This is a genomic window from Streptomyces humi (assembly GCF_001005085.2).
GTDB classification, from domain to species: domain Bacteria; phylum Actinomycetota; class Actinomycetes; order Streptomycetales; family Streptomycetaceae; genus Streptomyces; species Streptomyces humi.
On record NZ_LBMU02000075.1, the window covers coordinates 37989 to 59030 of the forward strand.

A 21042-nucleotide genomic window follows, 5' to 3' on the forward strand; every position below is an offset into this window, starting at 1 on the left:
TTGGCGGTCTCCGCCAATGCGCTAGACCCCGGCCGCCCCCAGCAGGCTGCCCGCCGCGTACGTGACCCCCATGGCCAGCGCGCCGCCCAGGACGTTCCGCAGCACCGCCGGGCCGGGTGCGGCCGCTCCCAGACGGGCGCTGGTCCAGCCGGTCAGTACCAGTGCGGCCAGCACCGAGCCCACCGTCACCGGGAGCCGCCAGCCCGAGGGCGGCAGGACGATCGCGAGGAGCGGGAGCAGGGCCCCCACCGTGAAGGCCAGGAAGCTGGCGAGCGCCGCGTTCCAGGGGCTGGTCAGCTCGTCGGGGTCGATGCCCAGTTCCACCCTCGCGTGGGCCCGCAGGGCGTCGCGTTCCGTCAGCTGGACCGCCGCCTCGCGGGCCACCTCCCGGGACAGGCCGCGTCGCTCCAGCAGTTCGGTCAGTTCCTCCAGTTCCGCCTCGGGCTGCTCCTTCAGCTCTCGCTTCTCCTGCGCCAGGGCGGCGAGTTCCGAGTCGCGCTGGGTGGACACCGAGACGTACTCCCCCGCCGCCATCGACATGGATCCGGCGAGCAGGCCGGCCAGGCCCGCCGTCAGCAGCGCGTTCCGGTCGGCCGTGGCGCCCGCGACGCCGACGACGATGCCCGCCGTCGACACGATGCCGTCGTTCGCGCCCAGTACGGCCGCCCGCAGCCAGTTCAGCCGGGAGCCGAGCGCGCCCCCGTGGGCCTCGTTGTCGTGCGTAGGTTCCGTCACAGCAGGGAGGATCGCACCCCGGGGCCCGTGGGCGCCGTACCGACGTCACCAGACCCGTACCGAGGCCCCCCGCGCGAACACCGGGCTCGTCGCGTCCGCCGGGGGTGCCGGCAGCGGCTCCGCGATCTCCACCACCGTCGGCCCCACCTTCGCCGCGATCGGATCCAGGAGGTCCAGGTCGAAGCCGTAGACGCGGGCCGCGTTGCCGCCGAGCATCGCCGTCAGTTCGTCGCGCGGGACACCGGCGAAGGCGAAGCGCAGACCCTCCCGGGTGTACGGGAACGTCCCCTCGTCGTGCGGGAAGTCGCTGCCCCACATGATCTTGTCGAGGCCGATGCGGTCGCGCAGCGGCACCTCGTGGGGGCGCATGAAGCTGGCGCCGACGAAGCAGTTGTCCCGCCAGACCGAGGAGGGCGGTTCGCCCATCGAGTGCGCCAGGCCGGCTCCGAACTTCGACTCCGCGGTCGCCGCCCTGGTGGCCGCCGCCAGCATGCGGCCGTGGTAGTAGTCCAGCATGGCCAGGACGCCGGGGATCCAGCCGGACCCCTGTTCGGTCAGGACCAGTCTCAGCTCCGGGTGGCGGCGGAAGGCACCGCCGAAGATCAGGTGCCACAGCGCCCGGTGCGAGAACCAGGTCGTCTCGACCATGAAGACCGCGCGGGCGGCGGGTTCGTCACCGAGCGGCGGGGACGCGGAGCCCGCGTGGTGGTTGACGGGCACGCCGAGTTCCGCGCAGACGGCCCAGATCGGGTCGTACACGCGCGCGTGGAGTTCGGGAAGGCCGGAGCCGGGCGGGGTGCCGGGCAGCAGGAGTCCGCCTTTCAGGCCGGCCGTCACCGACCAGCGGATCTCCTTGACGGCCTCCTCCACGTCGTTCAGGAGGATCTGGAAGACGCCCGCGCGGCGGCCGGGCGCGGCGGCGCAGAAGTCGGCCAGCCAGCGGTTGTGGGCGCGCAGCCCGGCCCAGCGCCGTTCGAACTCGGCAGCCGTCGGCGCGGGAGCCATCAGCGAACCGGACGGGAAGAACGGCGGGATGGTGTTCGGGAAGATCACCTCCGCGACGATCCCGTCCTGCTCCAGCTCCGCGAGCCGCCGGTCGGAGTTCCAGTTCCGGTCGGCCGAGTCGGCCAGCAGGTCCTCGTACGGGTTGACGTAGGTGGCCGCCCAGACGTCGAAGTCGTCGTGGTGGCGCTTCTCCAGGTAGGGCTTGTAGTCCAGGAGGTCGGCGCCCGCGTGGCAGTCGGCCGAGATCACCGTGTAGCGGTCGTTCACCGCGTCACCCCCAGGGTCGGGAAGTCGTTGTCCGTCAGCCAGTGCCGGCCCACCTCGCGCGAGCGGGCCCAGGAGGCCTCCACCGCCGCCTGGTCGGCCTGCTGGCCGAGGTCGGCGGGGGTGGGGCCGATACGGCGGGCCAGCGGGGTGAGGCGGTCCACGTCGAAGCCGAAGGCCTCGGCCGCCGCCAGGCCGAGCATCCGGCGGGTCTCGGTCACCGGGATGTCGTGGAAGGTGCGGCGCAGCCACCCGCGGGTGTCGGGCCAGGTGCCCTCGGGGTGCGGGAAATCGCTGCCCCACAGGATGTTGTCGACGCCGATCTCGTAGCGCTGGGCGAGTTCCCGGCGTTTGGTGTTGGTGGCGCAGACGAACACCTGCCGGTCCAGGTACTCGTGCGGCGGGCGCCGCAGTTCCGCGAAGGGGGAGAGTTTCTTGCCGCCGTGCGCGCCGAGGTAGAGGCGGTCCATGAACCACAGCAGGTTCGGCAGCCACCAGCAGCCCGACTCGGCGACGCCGAAGCGCAGCCCCGGGTGGCGTTCGAAGACACCGGACCAGAGCAGGAACCACAGCGGGCGGGCCGGCCACCAGGTCACCTCGCTGACGTAGATGCCCAGGTGCTCGCCGTACTCGTGGCGCGGGGCCGCGCCGGAGTGGGTGAGGACCGGCATCCCGCAGTCGGCGGCGGCCGCCCAGACAGGGTCGTAACGGCGGTCGTGGTAGGGCTCCTTGTCGACCCACATGGCCGGGATCATCAGGGCGCCGAGGCCCGACTCCTTCGCCCGGCGCACTTCGGCGACCACCTGCTCCGTCGGGGCGGTGACGGGCAACAGGGCGACCCCGCAGTGCCGTTCGGGGTGCTCGGACACGAAGTCGGCCAGCCAGCGGTTGTGGGCCCGGGCGCCCGCCATGCCCAGTTCCGGGTCGTGGTCCCCGGACAGGCCGAGGCCCACCCCGAAGGGCGCCGCGGTACGGCTGTCGACCGCGTCGGCGTCCGGGAAGACCACCTCGGCGGCCACCCCGTCGCCGTCCAGTTCCTTCAGGCGCTGCGCGGTGTCCCAGCCGCCGCGCAGCCCCTCCTCGTTGTCCTGGAACCACTTGGCCGCGAACGCCTCGTTGCGGATGCCGAGCCGGGTCATCTCCTCCCGGCGGCGGTCGCGCCCGGCGAGGAACTCGTCGAAGTCCCGGTGGAACCGGGTGTCCAGATAGGGCCGGTACTCCTCGGTGGGCAGTCCGGCGTGGCAGTCGGAGGAGATGATCAGGTATGGGTCGTCGTACGCGGTCACCACTGCCCCCTGTCGGTCCGGGATGATGTGTCGGTCCGGGACGGAAGCGTCAGTCCAGGATGAAGTTCTCGAGGTACGACGGGTTCGCGCGGTCCAGCATCGAGCGGGCCCGCGCCCGGATCTGGGCGTCGCTGTGCGCGCTCTCCGGCAGCAGCCAGAAGCGGTCCGCGCGGATGCCGGCCACCACGAACCCGGCGACCTCCTCGACGGGCGTGAAGACGACCTCCTTGCCCGCCTCGCGCATCGCCGCCTCCCACTGGTCGAGGCTGCGGTACGGCGTGCGGCGCGGCCGTTCCTTGGCCCAGCGGTCGGGCCGGTTGCGGTGCGACTCCCACAGGCCCGTGCGCAGCATGTGCGGCCCGGGGAAGAGCACCGAGGCGCCCACGCGCGCGTGCTCCGCCCTCAGGTGGGCGTACAGCGACTCGGTGAGCGTGACCACGGCGGCCTTGGTCACCGCGTACACGGAGGCCGTCGGCAGCGGCGCGATCCCGCCGTCCCCGGAGGACGTGTTGACCACATGACCGGGTTGACCCGACTTGATCATCCTCGGCAGGAAAGCCTGTACGCCGTGGAAGACCCCCCACACATTGACCTCGAACGCCCACTTCCAGTCGTTCGGTTCGTGCTCCCACATGCGGCCCTCGGCGCCCGAGCCGACCCCGGCGTTGTTGCACAGGACGTGCACCGCGCCGTAGGTGTCGTAGGCCGACTCGGCCAGACCCAGGACCTGTTCGCGCACGCCGACGTCGACCACGCGCGCGTGCACGTCGGCACCCTCCGCGCGCAGGCCGTCGGCGGCCTTCTCCAGGGCGGCGGCCTCCACGTCGGCGAGGACCACCTTCAGACCCTCGGCGGCGAACCGCTGGGCCATCGCGAGTCCGAGGCCGCTCGCCGCGCCGGTGACGACGGCGACCTGTCCGGGACGCAGTTCCATCAGCTGCCGCTCCCTTCCGGGGGCGCGTCGTGGACCTGACGGGGGTCGTCGTAGCGCTGGTGCACATAGGGCAGCAGGGCCTGGGCGTCGACCCGTTCGGCGACCCGGCCGCGCTGGTCGCTGGTCTTCTCGCCGAAGGTCACGTCCAGCAGCCGCAGCACCGGCAGGTCGGCGACCGGGTCGAGGGCCGACTCACGGAGGATCACCTCGCCGGTCACGCGCTCCAGTCGGCGGACCTTCTCCTCGCGGACGCAGTGCACCAGGAGCGGATCACCGTCGAAACCCGAACCGTCCACCGCCGGCAGGAACTTGAAGTAGAAGTCGGTCTTCGGGGCCGGCTCGGGCAGCGGCAGCGGCCCGTCGACCGTGCCGCGCACCTCGACGAAGGCGACCCCGTGCCGGGCCAGGGCCGCACGGACGGCGGGGCCCTCCCGCTCGACGGTGACCTCGCCGAGCTTCTTGGGCTCGCCGAAGACCTCGCGGCCGCCGGTGAGGGCCCGCTCGTGGGTCATCGGCATGACCAGCGGGTACCAGCCCTCGACCGTGCCGTGGGCGGCGGCGACCGCGAACGAGCCCGCGCCGAGCGGGTATCCGGGCAGTTCGACCCTGCTGACGCTGACGCGGGCCAGGGGCCGGCCGGTGGGCTTGAGCGGGGGCGGCAGCACCGCCGCTACCGCGTCGGGGTCGGTCTCCCAGACGGCCACCACCCCGGTGGACCACACGTCCGGGAGTCTCGTGGTGCGCGCCGCCCTGATCTCCGCCTCGGTCCGAGCGCCGTACCGTACGCGTGCCATCCGCCGTACCGCCCTTCCGTCGGCCGCCGTCTGCGCCGGGCGGGGTGCACGCTTGCACCGGGCGGTGAAAAGGTCCATAGCCGCGCGAAAGGCAATCCGGACAAAGGTCCGTGCGCGCGTACGGCGATCTCGACAATGACTCGTGCGCGCGCGTACGGCGATCCGGACAATGGCCCGCGCGCGCGTGAACGGCGGTCAGGGCTGTGGCCCGTGCCGCGTTGACGGCGATCCGGGCAGAGGTCCATGGCACACGACGGGCAATCAGGGCAAAGTCGTACAGTCGGGCGACGGGCGGTCAGGGCGTGCGAACGGGCGGGCGCAGTGGGCGACCTGACGGGCCGGACTGTCGGTCGGGGCCCGTATCCTCAATGACCATGCTCGAAGACCGTACGACCGCAGTGTCCCCCGGCACCCCGTGGCCGGCCGCGTATCCCAAGGGGTACGCCGTCGTCGACGTGGAGACCACCGGACTGGCCCGGGACGACCGGATAATCTCCGCGGCCGTCTACCGGCTGGACGAGCGCGGCGAGGTCGAGGACCACTGGTACACGCTGGTCAACCCCGAGCGCGACCCGGGACCCGTGTGGATCCACGGCCTGACGAGCGAGGTGCTCGAAGGGGCGCCGCTCTTCACCGACATCGCCGAGGAGTTCTCGGCCCGGCTGGACGGCCGGGTGCTGGTCGCGCACAACGCGGTCTTCGACTGGCAGATGATCGCCCGGGAGTACGCGCGCGCGAAGGCCGAGGCGCCGGTGCGGCAGCGGCTGTGCACCATCGCGCTCTCCAAGGAGCTGGGCCTGCCGCTGTCCAACCACAAGCTGGAGACCCTGGCCGCGCACTTCGGTGTCGTACAGCGGCGGGCGCACCACGCGCTGGACGACGCGCGGGTGCTCGCGGAGGCGTTCCAGCCCAGCCTGCGGGCCGCGGCGGCGGGCAACGTCCGACTGCCGCTCCTCGAGTGCCGGCCGCTGACGGAGTGGTCGGACACGCCGCGGATCGGGCCGCAGGCGACCGGCGGCTACCGGCCCACCAGCTGGCGGCCGGCCCGCAAGCGCCCGGCGTGCCCGTACCCGAACCCGGGGCGGTACGAGGACGGCAAGCCGCTGCGGCAGGGGATGCGGGTGGCGTTCTCCGGGGACACCTCGGTCGACCGGGAGCTGCTGGAGGACCGGGCAGCGGAGGCCGGCCTGCACGTCTCCACCAGCATCTCGCGGCTCACCAGCCTGCTCGTCACCAACGACCCGGACTCGGGTACCTCGAAGGTGGTCAAGGCCCGCCAGTTCGGCACCCCGGTCGTCGACGAGGCCGCCTTCGGGCAGCTGCTGCGGGACGTGGCGCCGGCGACGGAGAAGTGACCGCCCAGAAGTGACCGCCCGGCGGGACCGTACGGACGGGTGATTGCCGTGCGACTCGCCCGGTGCCCACTCGCCCGCGCGCGGACGACCACCCACGCTGTGGCCCATGGCGAAATGCGAAGTATGCGGCAATGACTACGGAATGACCTTCGAGGTGCACGCGCAGGGCGCGGTCCACGTCTTCGACTGCTTCTCCTGCGCGATCCACCGGATGGCCCCGGTCTGCGAGCACTGCAAGGTGTCGATCATCGGCCAGGGCGTCGAGGCCGAGAACCAGTGGTTCTGCGGTGCCCACTGCGCCCGCGAGGCCGGGAAGGCGGGCATCGTCGACCGCGTGTGACCCGGTACCCGCCCGATCGCGCCCCACGACCGAGTTGTACGGTCGTGGGGTGTACCGCTTCCTGTTGACCCGGCAGTGGGTGATCCTCACCCTCATCTCGCTGCTTCTCATCCCCACGATGATCCGGCTGGGGTTCTGGCAGAAGCACCGGTACGAGGAGCGCAGCGCCCGTAACCAGCTGGTGGCCGAGGCGCTGCACGCCGAGCCGGTGCCGGTGGAGCAGGTGACAGAGCCGGGGCACGCGGTGACCCGCAAGGAGCGGTACCACACCGTCACCGCCACCGGCACCTTCGACACCGCCCACGAGGTCGTCGTCCGCCGTCGTACCAACGAGGACGACGAGGTCGGCTACCACGTGCTCACCCCCTTCGTGCTGACCGACGGCAAGGTGCTGCTGGTCAACCGGGGCTGGATCCCCGCGGACGGGCCGAGTCAGACCGCCTTCCCCAAGATCCCCGCGCCGCCCGCGGGCCGGGTCACCGTCCAGGGCCGGCTGATGCCCGACGAGACCACCGCGGCGAGCGGCATCAAGGACATCAAGGGCCTGCCCGACCGGCAGATCATGCTGATCAACAGCGAGGAACAGGCGCGCCGGCTCGGCAGGCAGGTGCTGGGCGGCTACATCCAGCAGACGGCGCCGGAGTCCAAGGGCGGCACCCCGGAGCAGATCTCCGACCCGGGCAAGGAGGACGCGCCGCTCAACTACGCGTACATGATCCAGTGGTGGCTGTTCGCCGCGGGCGTCCCCTACGGCTTCTTCGTGCTGGTGCGCCGCGAGGCACGGACCCGTGCGGAGGCGGCCGAACAGGAGCGGACCGAGGAAGCGGAACCGGCCGCCGTATAAGACGTACGGGAACCGGTCGCCGGATGAGGTGTGCGGGACCGGTCGCCACGTGCGCCGTGCCGGACCGGTCGCCCTGTGCGCCGTGCGGGACCGGTCGCCATGTGCGCCGTGCGGGAGCGGTCGTCGGGTGAGGCGTGCGGGGTCCGTCGGTGGTGCACGGACGGGTCACTCCCCCGGCTCACCACCTGATTGGCCCCCCGGCAGACCGGGAAACCGGGTCCCGTGGATCGACGCATCGAGGACTACGCCCTGATCGGCGACGAGCAGACCGCGGCCCTGGTCGGGCGGGACGGCTCCATCGACTGGCTGTGCCTGCCCAGATTCGACTCCGCCGCCTGCTTCACCAGACTTCTGGGCGACGAGGACAACGGTCACTGGCGGATCGCCCCGCGGGGCGCCACGACCTGCACCCGGCGCGCCTACCGGCGGGACACCCTGGTCCTGGACACCGAGTGGGAGACCGCCGACGGCACGGTCCGGGTCACCGACTTCATGCCCCAGCGCGAGCACGTCCCCGAGGTCGTACGCGTCGTCGAAGGGGTGTCCGGCCGGGTCACCGTGCAGAGCGTGCTCCGGCTGCGCTTCGACTACGGCTCGATCACCCCGTGGATGCGCCGCTCCGGCGGCCACCGGGTCGCCGTCGCCGGACCCGACGCGGTGTGGCTGCGCAGCGACCCGTCCGTGCGGACCTGGGGCGAGGACTTCGGCACGCACTCCGAGTTCACCGTCGGGGAGGGCGAGAAGGTCGCGTTCGTGCTCACCTGGCACCCCTCGCACCAGCAGCGTCCGCCGCTCGTCGACCCGTACGACGCACTGCGGTCCAGCGTCACCGACTGGCGGCGCTGGGCCGCCCGCTGCACCTACGACGGCCCCCACCGGGACGCCGTGATGCGCTCCCTGATCACCCTCAAGGCGCTCACCTACGCACCGACCGGCGGGATCGTCGCGGCCGCCACCACCTCGCTGCCCGAGGAGATGGGCGGGGTGCGCAACTGGGACTACCGCTTCTGCTGGCTGCGCGACTCCACCCTCACTCTCGGCGCCCTGCTCTCCGCCGGCTACCACAAGGAGGCCGAGAACTGGCGCAACTGGCTGGTCCGCGCGGTCGCCGGCGACCCGGCGGACCTACAGATCATGTACGGCCTGGCGGGTGAGCGCCGGCTGCCCGAGTTCGAACTGGACTGGCTGCGCGGCTTCGGCGACTCGGCCCCGGTCCGTGTCGGCAACGGCGCCGTCGACCAGCTCCAGCTGGACGTGTACGGCGAGGTCATGGACTCGCTGTCGCTGGGCCGCACCGCCGGACTGCCCACCAAGCCGCACATGTGGTCCATCCAGTGCTCGCTGATGGGCTTCCTGGAGAAGGCCTGGCGACAGCCCGACGAAGGCCTGTGGGAGGTACGCGGCGGGCGCCGCCACTTCGTGCACTCCAAGGTGCTGGTGTGGGTGGCCGCGGACCGCGCGGTACGCACCCTGGAGGAACACGCGGAGCTGAAGGGCGAGCTGGAGGGCTGGCGGGCGTTCCGGGACGAGGTGCACCAGGAGGTGTGCGAGAAGGGGTTCGACCCGGAGCGCAACACCTTCACCCAGTACTACGGCTCCCGCGAACTGGACGCCTCGCTGCTGCTGATCCCGCGCCTCGGCTTCCTGCCCGCGGACGACCCCCGGGTGATCGGCACGGTGGACGCGATCCGCGACGACCTGGGCCACGGGGGTTTCTTGCGCCGCTACGACACGGACGCGATCGGCGTCGACGGCATGCCGGGCGGCGAGGGCGCCTTCCTCGCCTGCTCGTTCTGGCTGGCCGACGCGCTGCACATGACGGGCCGCACCGACGAGGCGAAGGAACTGTTCGAGCGGCTGGTGGGGCTCGCCAACGACGTCGGGCTGCTGTCCGAGGAGTACGACCCGGAGACCCGGCGCCAGCTGGGCAACTTCCCGCAGGCGTTCAGTCACATCGGGCTGGTGAACACCGCCCTCACACTCTTCGACGGCGAGCGGGCAGGATAGGGGCCATGGATCTTGGACTGAAGGACCGGGTGTACGTCGTCACCGGAGGGACCCGGGGGCTGGGCAACGCGGCAGCGCGCGAACTGGTCGCCGACGGGGCGAAGGTCGTGGTGACCGGAAGGGACGAGCAGGGGGTCGCCGACGCGGCGGCCGGTCTGGGGCCGAACGCGGTCGGGCTGGCCGTCGACAACGCGGACCCGGACGCGCCGGTACGGCTGATCGCGGCCGCGCGTGATCACTTCGGCGGTTTCGACGGCATCCTGGTGAGCGTGGGCGGACCGCCGGCCGGGTTCGTCGCCGACAACACGGACGAACAGTGGCAGGCCGCGTTCGAGTCGGTGTTCCTGGGCGCCGTACGACTCGCCCGGACGGCCGCGGCCGAGTTGCCGGAGGGCGGTGTCATCGGGTTCGTGCTGTCCGCGTCGGTGTACGAGCCGATTCCCGGGCTGACGATCTCCAACGGGCTGCGGCCGGGGCTCGCCGGGTTCGCCAAGTCGCTGGCGGACGAGCTGGGGCCGCGCGGGATCCGCGTGGTGGGGCTGCTGCCTTCGCGGATCGACACGGACCGGGTGCGGGAGCTGGACGCCATGTCCGCGGACCCGCAGGCCACCCGGGCGGAGCACGAGTCGAAGATCCCGTTGCGCCGGTACGGGACCGCGGAGGAGTTCGGGCGGGCGGCGGCCTTCCTGATGTCCCCGGCCGCGTCCTATCTGACGGGGATCATGCTGCCCGTGGACGGCGGGATGCGGCACGGGTTCTGACGGCCGGTCGTCCGTACGGATGCGGGGGCGGTGCGGAGGGGTGTCAGGTGACCCTCTCCGCACGGTGTCTCACCGACGTCAGCCGGACCTCTGCGGGGAGTTTCCGCAAGGCCGCCGACTCGCGCGCGTGGGTCAGCGCGCGGGACGTCAGTTCGTCCAGCGCCGCACCCGGGGACACGTCCGGCTCCAGCTGGAGCCACACCCGTACCCGTGGTGCCGTGCGCGTGCCCTTCAGGACCGCCTGGGCGTGGGCCACGCCCCCCTGCTGGGCCGCGTCGGTCGCCAGCACCGTCTCCAGGGCCCGGCCGCGCAGCAGCGCGCTCCCACCGTCTCCGGTGTCCACCAGGACCTCGGCCAGGCGGTGCCGGCGCAGCTGGGCCGTGAGCCACCACAGCGCGAGCAGGACCAGGACGGCCAGGGCGGCCAGCACCGTCGGCCACCACCAGCCGGCGTCCCGCCAGTGGGTGCGCCGGGCGGCGGTGAGCAGGACGTCGTGACGGCCGTGGTAGAGCCACCAGGACGGGGGCGGTGCGCCCAGACCGACGGCCAGGACCGAGCCGCCCAGTACGAGCAGCAGCAGACCGGCGAGACCGGTCAGTACACGGTTGACGCTTCCGAGCATGTCGTCACCCCTTCCGGCCGGGTCGCAGTACGAGCAGGGACAGCCTGGGCTCGTGGGCCAGGCCCAGGGCACGGATCGCGTCGGCGAGGGCCGCGTCCAGGTCGGCCCGGACCTCGTCCAGTTCCCGGAAGTGCGAGACGGCGAGGACGTGGGCGCGGCCGCGGCGCAGCCGTACCCGTACCCGTCGTACGCCCGAGATCTCCATGGCCCGGTCGCGCAGCACCAGCGCCGCCGCGTCCCGGCGCAGCCCGGCGCGGACGTCCGGGTGGGCGCGGCGCATCGGCAGGATGTCCCGCAGGCCCGGCGTGACGGCGAGCGTCAGCAGCCACAGGCCCAGGGCGGCGGCGACGCCGGCGCCCACCAGGACCCAGGTGTCGTCGAGTTGCCGCTCGGTCAGTTGACGTGCCAGCTCGCGGCGCCAGCTCATGGCGGGGTGCCGGGCGCGGACGGCCGCGATGTCGTACAGGAAGGCACCCGCGGCGACGAGCGTCAGCAGGGCGAGCAGGGCCGCGGGGGCGCGGCGCGGGGACCAGAAACGGCCCTCCCGGCCGGCCGGCGGCGCAGTCGCGGGTGGCTTCTCGATGACCTGTGTCTGACCGGTGCTCATCACGCCCTCCCCTGGGCCTGGGCCGGGTGCAGCCGTTCGACGTGGACGGCGACCTCCCGGACCTCTGTGTCCACCAACGCGCCTACCCGCTCGACCACATGCCGACGCACGGCCGCGCAGCGGGCTCCGATGTCGGCCGGATAGCCGAGTTCGAGGTGGACCCTGACCCGGGCCGTGCCGTGCGCCGTCACGACCGTGGCGTGCGGGGGGACGGCGTCGCCGGGCAGCGGGCCGAGCACCTCCCGGGCCGCCTGCGCGGCGATCTTCGCCACCACCCGGTCCGCGATCCGCAGGGCACCGCGCTCAGCGGGCGCGACGACCGTCGGCGCGCCGCGTGTTCCGTCGCTCGCCACGGTCATCGGCGCCGGTCACGCCGGTCGTCGCGGGTGCGGAAGAAGTCCCCGAGTTCCAGGTCGCCCTCCGCGAACCTGCCGACGACGAATCCGATCGCCCCCAGTGCCGCCACCAGGAGGAAGGCACCGAACCCGCCGAAGTACCCGGCGAAGCCCAGCGCCATGCCGGCGATCATGCCGACCACGGCCGTGTTCATGCTGCGTTCCCCTCAGCGGTCACTGGAGCCGGGACTCCGGTTCCTCTTCCTCTTCCTCGGGCAGCTTCACATCGCTCACCGCGATGTTGACCTCGACCACCTCGAGCCCCGTCATGCGCTCCACGGCGGCGATCACGTTCTCCCGCACCGCGCGGGCGACGTCGCCGATCGACACGCCGTAGTCCACGACGATCTCCAGGTCCAGCGCGGTCTGCACCTCGCCGACCTCTGCCTTCACGCCGCGGCTCACGGACTTGGAGCCGCCCGGCACCCGGTCCCGCACCACGCCGAAGGTGCGGGCGAGCCCGCTGCCCATGGCGTGCACGCCGACCACGTCCCGCGCCGCCAGCCCCGCGATCTTCTCCACGACCCCGTCGGCGATCGTCGTCCGCCCCCGCGTCGCCGGGTCACCGCCGCCCCGCCTGACGGTCTTCCGGGGCTGTACCGTCGGGTCCTTCTCGGGTTCCGCCGCCATCTCGGTCATCGCCGTGCGTCCCTTCCCGTCGTCGTCCTGCGACCACGGTAAGTGCGGATGCCCTGTCATGCCCCGGTGATACGGCAGGCTGGAGCAATGACGGCGGACCGATGGACTGACGTGGTGCGGCACCCTCTGGGCGTCGGCAGGCTGCTCCCGCTGGGCGGGGCGCACGACGGGGCGTGGCTCACGGAGGCCGCGACGGACGCGGTGCTGCGGCGTGCGGCGGCCGAGGTGACCGGGGTGCGGCTGGGCGTGGTCCGGATCGCCCTGGCGGATCCGGCGGATGTGGCGGAGCCCGTCGTACCGGCTCCGCCCGGTGCGCTGCCGCCGGGGCCGCTGCGGCTGACGGCGGACTTCGCGGCGACGGCCGCCGAGCCGCTGCCTGCGGCGGCGTCCCGGCTGCGCCGGGCGCTGGCCGGCGCCGTGGCACGGCTCGGGCTGGAGGTGACCGACGTGGACCTGCGGGTGACCGACCTGCTGGCGGAGGAGGTGGCGGAGCCGGAAGCCGTGCGGGCGCCCAGGCCGCCGTCGGTCCGTGAGGGGGCGGATCCAGAGGGAGCCCGGGTGACGGCGGCGGCGCTGGGGGTGCCGGGGGTGGCGCGGGTGACGGGGGCGCTGAGCCGGGAGGTGCACTTCGACGCGGCGCTGCCGCGCCGGCACGTCCGGGTGGAGGTGGCGCTGACCGACGGCCCGCGGGCCGTGGAGGTGGCTCGACGGGTCCGTACGGCGGTCGGCGAGGCCCTGACCGACCAGCCGACGGTGGCCGTCCTGGTGACGGCCGTCACCTGCAACGCCCCGTAAGGGAGCACGGGGAACTGCGCGACCAGCCCCCACCGGCCCGCGGTGGACTACTCGCCCACCCCCGCGAGGTCCCGCAGCCGCCGGGCCTGCGCCTGCCGTTCCGCGGCCCGCTGCTCGTCGTAGGTACGGCCGGCGGCCCCCCGCAGCAGCGCCTTCGTCTCCACGACGGCGTCCCGGGGCGCGGCCAGCAGCGCGCCGGCCAGGTCCCGTACCGCCGCGTCGAGTTCGCCGACCGGTACGGCGACGCTCGCCAGCCCGGAAGCCACCGCCTCCTCGGCCTGGACGTATCGCCCGGTGGCACAGATCTCCAGCGCACGGGCGTAGCCGACGAGGGAGACCAGGGGGTGGGTGCCGGTCAGGTCGGGCACCAGCCCCAGGCTGGTCTCGCGCATGGCGAACTGCACGTCGTCCGCGACGACGCGCAGGTCACAGGCGAGGGCCAGCTGGAACCCGGCCCCGATGGCATGCCCCTGCACGGCGGCGATCGACACGATGTCGCTCTGCCGCCACCAGGTGAACGCCTCCTGGTACTCCGCGATGCTCGCGTCGAGTTCGGCGTCGTCACGGCGCGCGAGTTCGATGAAGGTGGGCTCGCCGGGGATACCCTCCGGCGTGAACATCTGCCGGTCGAGGCCCGCGGAGAAGGACTGGCCCTCACCGCGCAGCACGACGACCCGCACCGACCCCGGCAGTGACCGCCCGGCTTCTGCCAACGCCCGCCACAGTGCGGGGCTCTGGGCATTGCGCTTGGCCGGGTTGGTCAGCGTCACCGTGGCGAGCGTGTCGTCGACGGTGAGCCGTACGCCGTCCTTGTCGAGTACAGGAGCGAGGTCCTGGTCGGGCGAAGCCATGGGGCGCCTCCGATGTGTGCGGTCATGACGCATTGCCGTACGGCATGCTAAGTGACTGCACAGTAACCACCCGGCCGATCAGTCGACCGACCGGGTGGCCACCATCGAAGCCGATGGGCCGCCCGGGGTCAGGACGCGGCTTTCTTGCCCCGCGTCGCCCCGCCACGCCCACGCAGCGTGACACCCGACTCGCTGAGCATCCGGTGGACGAAGCCATACGAGCGGCCGGTTTCCTCGGCCAGTGCCCGAATGCTCGCACCGGAGTCGTACTTCTTCTTCAGGTCTGCCGCGAGCTTGTCGCGCGCGGCGCCGGTCACCCGGCTGCCCTTCTTCAGAGTCTCGGCCACCCGTGCCTCCTCATGGGAAGTGCGCTCTGGTCCCCTCATGATCACCCCTCCGGGGCGCGATGGCCACCCATTCGGCAAGGTCCGTGAGACATCGTTGTGACGACAGGAGCGCATCCCCACATGCGGAATCCAGCATTCCGATGAGCGCCGACCATGAGCCCGAACGGGTTCATTTGTGAAATCCCAGGTCAGACACGGAAAGCGGCCGATCCCTTGTCGACAAAGGGAACGGCCGCAAAATCGGTGTAGGACACACCTCGATACGAGGAGATCTCACACAGATGATGGATCACCGCTAAGCCGAATGATCCATAGCCAGTGGATCAGGCATTCGATCAAGCGAGGGCGACGAGATCCGCGTAGTCGGCGCCCCACAGGTCCTCGACACCGTCGGGCAGCAGGATGATCCGCTCGGGCTGTAGCGCCTCCACCGCTCCCTCGTCGTGGGTGACGAGGACGACCGCGCCCTTGTAGGTGCGCAGGGCGCCGAGGATCTCCTCACGGCTGGCGGGGTCGAGGTTGTTGGTCGGCTCGTCCAGGAGCAGGACGTTCGCGGAGGAGACGACCAGGGTGGCGAGGGCGAGGCGGGTCTTCTCGCCGCCGGAGAGGACCCGGGCCGGCTTGTCCACGTCGTCACCGGAGAACAGGAACGAGCCCAGCACCTTGCGAACCTCGACGAGGTCCATGTCGGGGGCGGACGAGCGCATGTTCTCCAGGACCGTGCGCTCCGGGTCCAGGGTCTCGTGCTCCTGGGCGTAGTAGCCGAGCTTGAGGCCGTGGCCCTCGATCACCTCGCCGGTGTCGGGCTGCTCGACACCGCCGAGCAGCCGCAGCAGGGTGGTCTTGCCGGCGCCGTTGAGCCCCAGGATGACGACCCGCGACCCCTTGTCGATGGCCAGGTCGACGTCGGTGAAGATCTCCAGCGAACCGTACGACTTCGACAGACCCTCGGCGGTCAGCGGGGTCTTGCCGCAGGGCGCGGGCTCCGGGAAGCGGAGCTTGGCGACCTTGTCGGAGACGCGGACGGCGTCCAGCCCCGCGAGCAGCTTGTCGGCGCGGCGGGCCATGTTCTGCGCGGCGACCGTCTTGGTGGCCTTGGCGCGCATCTTGTCGGCCTGCGAGTGCAGCGCGGCGGCCTTCTTCTCGGCGTTGGCGCGCTCGCGCTTGCGGCGCTTCTCGTCGGCCTCGCGCTGCTGCTGGTAGAGCTTCCAGCCCATGTTGTAGACGTCGATCTGGGAGCGGTTGGCGTCCAGGTAGAAGACCTTGTTGACGACCGTCTCGACCAGGTCGACGTCGTGGGAGATCACGATGAAGCCGCCGCGGTACGTCTTCAGGTAGTCCCGCAGCCAGACGATCGAGTCGGCGTCGAGGTGGTTGGTGGGCTCGTCGAGCAGCAGGGTGTCGGCGTCCGAGAACAGGATCCGGGCCAGCTCGATGCGGCGGCGCTGACCGCCGGAGAGCGTGTGCAGCGGCTGGCCGAGCACCCGGTCGGGCAGGTTGAGCGCGGCGGCGATGGTGGCGGCCTCGGCCTCGGCGGCGTAGCCGCCCTTGGTGAGGAACTCGGTCTCCTGGCGCTCGTACTGCTTGAGCGCCTTCTCGCGGGTGGCGCCCTGGCCGTTGGCGATGCGCTGCTCGTTCTCGCGCATCTTGCGGATCAGGACGTCCAGGCCGCGCGCGGACAGGACGCGGTCACGGGCGAGGACGTCGAGGTCGCCGGTGCGGGGGTCCTGCGGGAGGTAGCCGACCTCGCCGGAGCGGGTGACGGTGCCCGCGGCGGGGATGCCGTCGCCGGCCAGCACCTTGGTGAGGGTGGTCTTGCCCGCGCCGTTGCGGCCGACCAGGCCGATGCGGTCGCCCTTGGCGACCCGGAAGGTGGCGTTCTCGATGAGGATGCGGGCACCGGCGCGCAGCTCGATACCGGAGGCGGAGATCACGGACAGACTCCAGGGCGTACGGATACTGACGGGTGGGCGGCTGAGGACGTTCCCGCCGTCTAATGCGCGAGGAGAATGGCCATGGGAGAAGTCTAACGGGGCGACGCAAGCGCTTTTTCTGTGTACGGGTGTTCGGGGCGGCCCGCGGTGGGCGCCCCGTTCCCCAGGGGACTGCGGCTCGGGGCGATTCCTCCCAGGTCGTCGACGGCCACCAGCTGCGCGGTCCAGGCGCCGTCCGCGCAGGGCTGGGCGACCAGCAGGGCGCCTCCGTGACGAACGGCACGTTCCGGGCGGAACCCGCAGCCCGGCCGGGCGGGCAGCACCCAGCGCAGGTCGCCGTCGGCGATGCGGTACGCGGCGACACGGGCCGGGGTGACCACCGCGAGCATGCCGCGGCCGAGCGGGCGCAGGACGCCGGTGCCGCCCTGGGCGGGCAGCCAGTCCGCCGCCGCGGGCAGGGCGCGGTGCCAGCGCACGGAGCGGCCGTCGGTGTCGGTGACCAGTCCGTCGTCCCAGACGGTGATCGCCTGCCCGCGCGTGGACAGCACGCCGAGCGGACGCCGTCCCACGCGCGCGTACCGCCACCGCGGGATCCGCCCCTCGTACGCCTCGACCGCGCCTCCTCGCGCGCGGGCGCTGTGCGCGGGCGGACCGGCGGTGAGGTGATCGCCGTAGGGAGCGGGGCGGATCTGGTGGGCGGTCCCGAGGAGGAGGGCGAGGAGCAGCCAGAGGGCGGGGAGCAGCCAGAGGGCGAGGGCACCGTCTTCCCGGACCTTCCGGAAGGAGCCCCGCCCTCCGGTGCCGCCGACCCCGGCACCGCCGCCCCCACCCGAGCCCGCTTCCGCCGAGGCCCCGGCACCACGTCCACCCCGACCCGCTGCCGCCCAAGCCACGGCACCGCGCCCACCCGGACCCGCTTCTGCCCACCCTCCCGCACCGCGCCCACCCGGGCCCGCTTCCGCTCCGGTTCTGGCTCCTGCCTCCGCTCCGGCTCCGGTTCTGGCTCCTGCCTCCGCTCCGGCTCTGGCTCCGGCTCCGGCTCCGGCTTCGGCTTCGGCTCCCGCTCCGGTTCCCGCTCCCGCTCCGGTTCCCGTTCCCGCTTCCGCTTCCGTTCCGGTTCCGGGGGCGCGGGCGGCGGCGTCCGGTCGGGCCGCGGTTGTCGGGAGCCTCGGTCGGGGCTCGTGGGGGCCGGTGGGCGGTGGCGCGGGCCGGGTCGGTCTCGTTCCGCGGTGCGGTCCCGTCGCCGCGTCGGGCAGCGGAGACCCGCCGCGTGGCAGAACGGCCACCCTTCCCCCCTTCGGCACCCGGTCGGGCGCCCCGCTGCCATGGACCAGGCGCAGAGCGTAGTCAGGCCCGCCGGACGGGGGCGGGCGTGACGCGGGGGCGGCGCGGGACGTCGCCCGTTCGGGGGTTCGTCCGGTCACCGGCGCGAAGTGGCGGCGCGGATGGCGCAAGGTGGTCGCGGGGGCCGGCAGGAACGGCGCGAGCGGGAAGGCGGTGCCCCATGCAGTTCGACGACGACGCGAACCTGGACACCTCCGAGGTGCAGGACGAGCGGGGCAGCCGGATCCCGGGCGGCAGGGCGACCGTCGGCGGCGGCCTCGTCGGTCTGGTCGCGCTGCTCCTCGCGCTGTTCCTGGGCATCGGTCCGGACCAGCTGGGCCTGTCCTCCGGGGACAGCTCGCCCGCGCCGGCGTCCTCCTCGCTCGCGCAGGTGCAGCGGAGCTGCCGGACCGGGCAGGACGCGAACACCAGGGAGGACTGCCGGGTCGTGGCGGTGGTCAACAGCGTGCAGGACTTCTGGGCCCAGGAGTTCCGGCAGCGCCGGGGCACCTACACCGGCTCCCCCACGGTCTTCTTCACCGGGCGGGTCGGGACCGCGTGCGGGACGGCGACCTCGGCGGTCGGGCCGTTCTACTGCCCGGGCGACCGGAAGGTCTATCTGGACCTCGGGTTCTTCGACGAACTGCGGTCCAGGTTCGGGGCGACCGGCGGGCCGTTCGCCCAGGCGTACGTGGTGGCGCACGAGTACGGGCACCATGTGCAGGACCTGACGGGCACGTTGAGCAGGTCGCGGGACAACCTGACCGGTGTGGACAGCGATTCGGTGCGGGTGGAGCTCCAGGCCGACTGCTATGCCGGGGTGTGGGCGCGGCACGCGACGACCACGAAGGACGAGTCGACCGGCCGGCCGCTGGTCACCAGTCTGACGGCCGCGGACATCCAGGACGGTCTGGACGCCGCGGCGGCCGTGGGCGACGACCGGATCCAGGAGCGGTTCCAGGGACGGGTGACGCCGGAGACCTGGACGCACGGGTCGGCGCAGCAGCGCAGGCAGTGGTTCTACCAGGGGTACCGGACCGGGGACATGGCCCGGTGCGACACCTTCCGCTGAACCGCCGGCCCGCGTCGACGGCAGGGGCCGGGGGTGTTGTCAGTGCCGGGTGCAAGACTGTGGAGCAGCCGGGACGACGGCTGTCGGGGGACCGACACACGAGGGAGTGATCGGGATGGCGGGCACGACTGGCGGACGGCCGAGCATCTATCCGTCGCTGCTGTACACGGACGCGAAGGCGGCGATCAAGCAGCTGACGGAGGCCTTCGGGTTCACCGAACTGTCGGTGTACGAGGGCGAGAACGACATGGTGCTGCACGCCGAGCTGGTGCAGGGCAACGGCGCGGTCATGCTGGGCTCGAAGGGCCGCGGCGGCCGTTTCGACGCGGCGCTGGAGGGCGCGGGCCCGACCGGGGTGTACATCGTCGTGGACGACGTCGACGCACACCACCAGCGGGCCGTGGACCACGGCGCGGAGATCCTGATGCCTCCTACGGACCAGGACTACGGCTCGCGGGACTACATGGCCCGTGACGTCGAGGGCAACATCTGGAGCTTCGGCACGTACGCCGTCGAGATACCGGTCTGACCCGGCCCCGTCCTGACACGGGCGTGCCCGGCCGGGGCCGCCGCTGCGGTCAGCCGCCGGTGTGCACCTGGAAGGCGGCTCGGCGGACGGCCTTGGCCAGCGCCGGGTCGGGGTGGGCGGCGGCGAGCGCGACCAGTACCTGAACGGTGCGCGGGTGGCCGACGGCACGAACCTCGTCGAGCAGCGCGGGGACGGTCGGCTGGAGCGCCGACTCCAGGTGGCGGACGAGCAGCGGGGCCTCGCCGTGGTCGGCGACGGCGGCGGCGGTGTCCACCCAGAGCCAGGTGGCCTCTTCACGGGTGAGGACCTCGTGTGCGTCCTCCGGGTCCACGCCGTCGTGCTCGGCCAGCCAGAGCAGGGCGTACGGCCTGAGGGTCGGCTCGTCCACGACGCCGCGGACGTCCGGCTCGGCGGGGGCGCCGACGACCCGGAGCGCCTCGAAGGCGAGACCGCGCAGCAGGGCGTCCTCGCCGCGGGCGGCGGCGACGAGTTCGGCGACGGCACCGCCGACGGGACGGGCGGCGAGCCAGGCCCGGTACTCGGCGCGGGCCGCGTTGGGGCGCAGCTGGGCACAGCCGCGCAGCATCTCCTCGGCGGCGACCTCGATGTTCCCGGCGGGACTCTGCGCGGCCACGCAGATCTGCTCCAGCTTGACCCAGACCGCCCAGTTGCCCAGGGGGGTGAGGGTGGCCTGGCCCGCACCGTAGGTGAGCGCGCCCACGGAACCGAGGGCGGACAGGGACCAGTCGAGAAGGGGGGCGAGTTCGGCGTCCTCGGCGGGGGCCGGGTCCTCGGCCGGTGCGCGGTCCGCCGGGTCGGCGGCGGGCACGGCCGCGAGCGGGCCGGCGGACCCGGGGCCGGTCTCCGTGTCGTAGGTCACCTCGCAGCGCTCGGTGCGCAGTTCGGTGACCCGTTGCCGCAGCAGGTCGAGAAGCTGCTCGACCGGGACGGGACCGGCGGACAGCTGGAGGAAGGAGAGCACCTGGGGCATGGCCGAGACGACCTCGGCGACGGCGGCCGGCTCGACATCCGTGGGCTCGGGGTGGGCGAGCGACCAGGCGTCGAAGAGGGCGACCCAGCCGCGCAGGACGGCGCTGTCGTCGCGGTCCCAGGCGCGCAGGCGCCAGCCGGGGCGCGCGCTGTCGCCGTGTACCTCGACCAGGCCGGCGAGCCGGGCGGTGTCCCAGTCGGCTCGGACCTGAGCGACGGTCAGGCCCAGATCCTCGGACGCGCGTTCGGCGGACGCGTCGGAGAGGGTGGCCTTGCCGTCGCCGGTCGCGCCGTCGCTGCCGGGTCCCAGGGCCGCGTCGGCCCAGTGGGCGACGCGGGCCGCTCCGGCCAGCCCCGAGCGCGCCATTCTGGCCAGCTCGGCGGGGGCCGGGGTGCCCTCGGGCGGGCGGGGTGCGGGGCGGCGCGCGGGCCGCTGGTTCATCGCTCGGGGGGCTGCGGCCAGGGGTCGCGTTCGGACGAGTCGAAGCCTTGAGTCGCGCGGGATACGGGACGTCACGGGTGCAGTCTTCCGGTTGACGGTCCGAAAACCCAAACGGAATGTCACGGCGGGCGACGGAGCTGGCCAACGCACGGGGCCCAAGGGGAGGCAAGG

General features: G+C 72.9%; 23 protein-coding genes. 8 read left to right on the forward strand and 15 right to left on the reverse strand.

What is annotated here, in order from left to right; translation table 11 throughout:
* Positions 1-21: 21 nt before the first annotated feature.
* The 5 genes from AAW13_RS30100 to AAW13_RS30120 are packed head-to-tail and all read right to left on the reverse strand — an operon-like array spanning position 22 to position 5018.
* Positions 22-735: a VIT1/CCC1 transporter family protein gene (locus tag AAW13_RS30100; protein WP_046727972.1), complete on the reverse strand. Its 714-nt coding sequence runs from the start codon at positions 733-735 to the stop codon at positions 22-24.
* A gap of 45 nt (positions 736-780) precedes the next feature.
* Complete coding sequence (locus AAW13_RS30105; RefSeq protein WP_046727971.1) at positions 781-2007, reverse strand: amidohydrolase family protein; 1227 nt, start codon at positions 2005-2007, stop codon at positions 781-783.
* A complete protein-coding gene (locus tag AAW13_RS30110) occupies positions 2004-3290 on the reverse strand; it encodes an amidohydrolase family protein (RefSeq protein WP_046728013.1) in 1287 nt (428 codons plus the stop codon). Before AAW13_RS30110 ends, AAW13_RS30105 begins: the two co-directional genes overlap by 4 nt.
* A 49-nt stretch (positions 3291-3339) precedes the next feature.
* Positions 3340-4224, reverse strand: a complete 885-nt coding sequence (locus tag AAW13_RS30115) for an SDR family NAD(P)-dependent oxidoreductase (protein WP_046727970.1) — start codon at positions 4222-4224, stop codon at positions 3340-3342.
* Positions 4224-5018 (reverse strand): acetoacetate decarboxylase family protein, encoded by a 795-nt coding sequence (locus AAW13_RS30120; protein WP_046727969.1) that lies wholly within the window; start codon positions 5016-5018, stop codon positions 4224-4226. Before AAW13_RS30120 ends, AAW13_RS30115 begins: the two co-directional genes overlap by 1 nt.
* A 374-nt stretch (positions 5019-5392) precedes the next feature.
* On the opposite strand from AAW13_RS30120, the gene AAW13_RS30125 reads away from it, so the two are divergent.
* The 5 genes from AAW13_RS30125 to AAW13_RS30145 all read left to right on the forward strand — a co-directional run bounded on the left by AAW13_RS30125 (position 5393) and on the right by AAW13_RS30145 (position 10325).
* Positions 5393-6373, forward strand: coding sequence for a DEDDh family exonuclease (locus tag AAW13_RS30125; protein WP_046728012.1), 981 nt, complete (start codon positions 5393-5395; stop codon positions 6371-6373).
* Positions 6374-6479: 106 nt separating this feature from the next.
* Complete coding sequence (locus tag AAW13_RS30130) at positions 6480-6713, forward strand: hypothetical protein (protein WP_046727968.1); 234 nt, start codon at positions 6480-6482, stop codon at positions 6711-6713.
* Between the two features lie 49 nt (positions 6714-6762).
* Entirely contained in the window at positions 6763-7557 is a 795-nt protein-coding gene (locus AAW13_RS30135; RefSeq protein ID WP_046727967.1) for an SURF1 family cytochrome oxidase biogenesis protein, read from the forward strand.
* 222 nt (positions 7558-7779) lie between these two features.
* Positions 7780-9564, forward strand: coding sequence for a glycoside hydrolase family 15 protein (locus AAW13_RS30140; protein WP_046727966.1), 1785 nt, complete (start codon positions 7780-7782; stop codon positions 9562-9564).
* A gap of 5 nt (positions 9565-9569) precedes the next feature.
* Positions 9570-10325 (forward strand): SDR family oxidoreductase, encoded by a 756-nt coding sequence (locus AAW13_RS30145; protein WP_046727965.1) that lies wholly within the window; start codon positions 9570-9572, stop codon positions 10323-10325.
* Positions 10326-10368: 43 nt separating this feature from the next.
* Here the strand turns inward: AAW13_RS30145 and amaP are convergent, their stop codons facing one another.
* The 5 genes from amaP to AAW13_RS30170 are packed head-to-tail and all read right to left on the reverse strand — an operon-like array spanning position 10369 to position 12588.
* A complete protein-coding gene (gene amaP, locus AAW13_RS30150) occupies positions 10369-10947 on the reverse strand; it encodes an alkaline shock response membrane anchor protein AmaP (RefSeq protein ID WP_046727964.1) in 579 nt (192 codons plus the stop codon).
* Between the two features lie 4 nt (positions 10948-10951).
* Complete coding sequence (locus tag AAW13_RS30155; protein ID WP_046727963.1) at positions 10952-11554, reverse strand: DUF6286 domain-containing protein; 603 nt, start codon at positions 11552-11554, stop codon at positions 10952-10954.
* Positions 11554-11913, reverse strand: coding sequence for an Asp23/Gls24 family envelope stress response protein (locus AAW13_RS30160; protein ID WP_046727962.1), 360 nt, complete (start codon positions 11911-11913; stop codon positions 11554-11556). The genes AAW13_RS30155 and AAW13_RS30160 overlap by 1 nt, the downstream gene beginning before the upstream one ends.
* Complete coding sequence (locus tag AAW13_RS30165; RefSeq protein WP_046727961.1) at positions 11910-12104, reverse strand: hypothetical protein; 195 nt, start codon at positions 12102-12104, stop codon at positions 11910-11912. The genes AAW13_RS30160 and AAW13_RS30165 overlap by 4 nt, the downstream gene beginning before the upstream one ends.
* A 19-nt stretch (positions 12105-12123) precedes the next feature.
* A complete protein-coding gene (locus tag AAW13_RS30170; RefSeq protein ID WP_046727960.1) occupies positions 12124-12588 on the reverse strand; it encodes an Asp23/Gls24 family envelope stress response protein in 465 nt (154 codons plus the stop codon).
* Between the two features lie 87 nt (positions 12589-12675).
* On the opposite strand from AAW13_RS30170, the gene AAW13_RS30175 reads away from it, so the two are divergent.
* Positions 12676-13383 (forward strand): hypothetical protein, encoded by a 708-nt coding sequence (locus AAW13_RS30175; protein WP_046727959.1) that lies wholly within the window; start codon positions 12676-12678, stop codon positions 13381-13383.
* Positions 13384-13430: 47 nt separating this feature from the next.
* Here AAW13_RS30175 and AAW13_RS30180 read toward each other — a convergent pair whose 3' ends face one another.
* From AAW13_RS30180 to AAW13_RS30195, 4 genes are all read right to left on the reverse strand, one after another.
* Entirely contained in the window at positions 13431-14234 is an 804-nt protein-coding gene (locus tag AAW13_RS30180; protein ID WP_046727958.1) for an enoyl-CoA hydratase/isomerase family protein, read from the reverse strand.
* Positions 14235-14362: 128 nt separating this feature from the next.
* Complete coding sequence (locus AAW13_RS30185; RefSeq protein ID WP_046727957.1) at positions 14363-14581, reverse strand: helix-turn-helix domain-containing protein; 219 nt, start codon at positions 14579-14581, stop codon at positions 14363-14365.
* Between the two features lie 335 nt (positions 14582-14916).
* Positions 14917-16515, reverse strand: a complete 1599-nt coding sequence (locus AAW13_RS30190) for an ABC-F family ATP-binding cassette domain-containing protein (protein WP_046727956.1) — start codon at positions 16513-16515, stop codon at positions 14917-14919.
* A 92-nt stretch (positions 16516-16607) separates the two neighbouring features.
* Positions 16608-17408: a hypothetical protein gene (locus AAW13_RS30195; RefSeq protein WP_240528783.1), complete on the reverse strand. Its 801-nt coding sequence runs from the start codon at positions 17406-17408 to the stop codon at positions 16608-16610.
* A 611-nt stretch (positions 17409-18019) separates the two neighbouring features.
* On the opposite strand from AAW13_RS30195, the gene ypfJ reads away from it, so the two are divergent.
* Together ypfJ and AAW13_RS30205 are read left to right on the forward strand one after the other, a co-directional pair.
* Complete coding sequence (gene ypfJ / locus AAW13_RS30200; protein ID WP_046727955.1) at positions 18020-18910, forward strand: KPN_02809 family neutral zinc metallopeptidase; 891 nt, start codon at positions 18020-18022, stop codon at positions 18908-18910.
* A gap of 115 nt (positions 18911-19025) precedes the next feature.
* Positions 19026-19439 (forward strand): VOC family protein, encoded by a 414-nt coding sequence (locus tag AAW13_RS30205; protein ID WP_046727954.1) that lies wholly within the window; start codon positions 19026-19028, stop codon positions 19437-19439.
* A 49-nt stretch (positions 19440-19488) separates the two neighbouring features.
* Here AAW13_RS30205 and AAW13_RS30210 read toward each other — a convergent pair whose 3' ends face one another.
* Positions 19489-20871, reverse strand: a complete 1383-nt coding sequence (locus AAW13_RS30210) for a hypothetical protein (protein WP_107483443.1) — start codon at positions 20869-20871, stop codon at positions 19489-19491.
* Positions 20872-21042 lie beyond the last annotated feature (171 nt).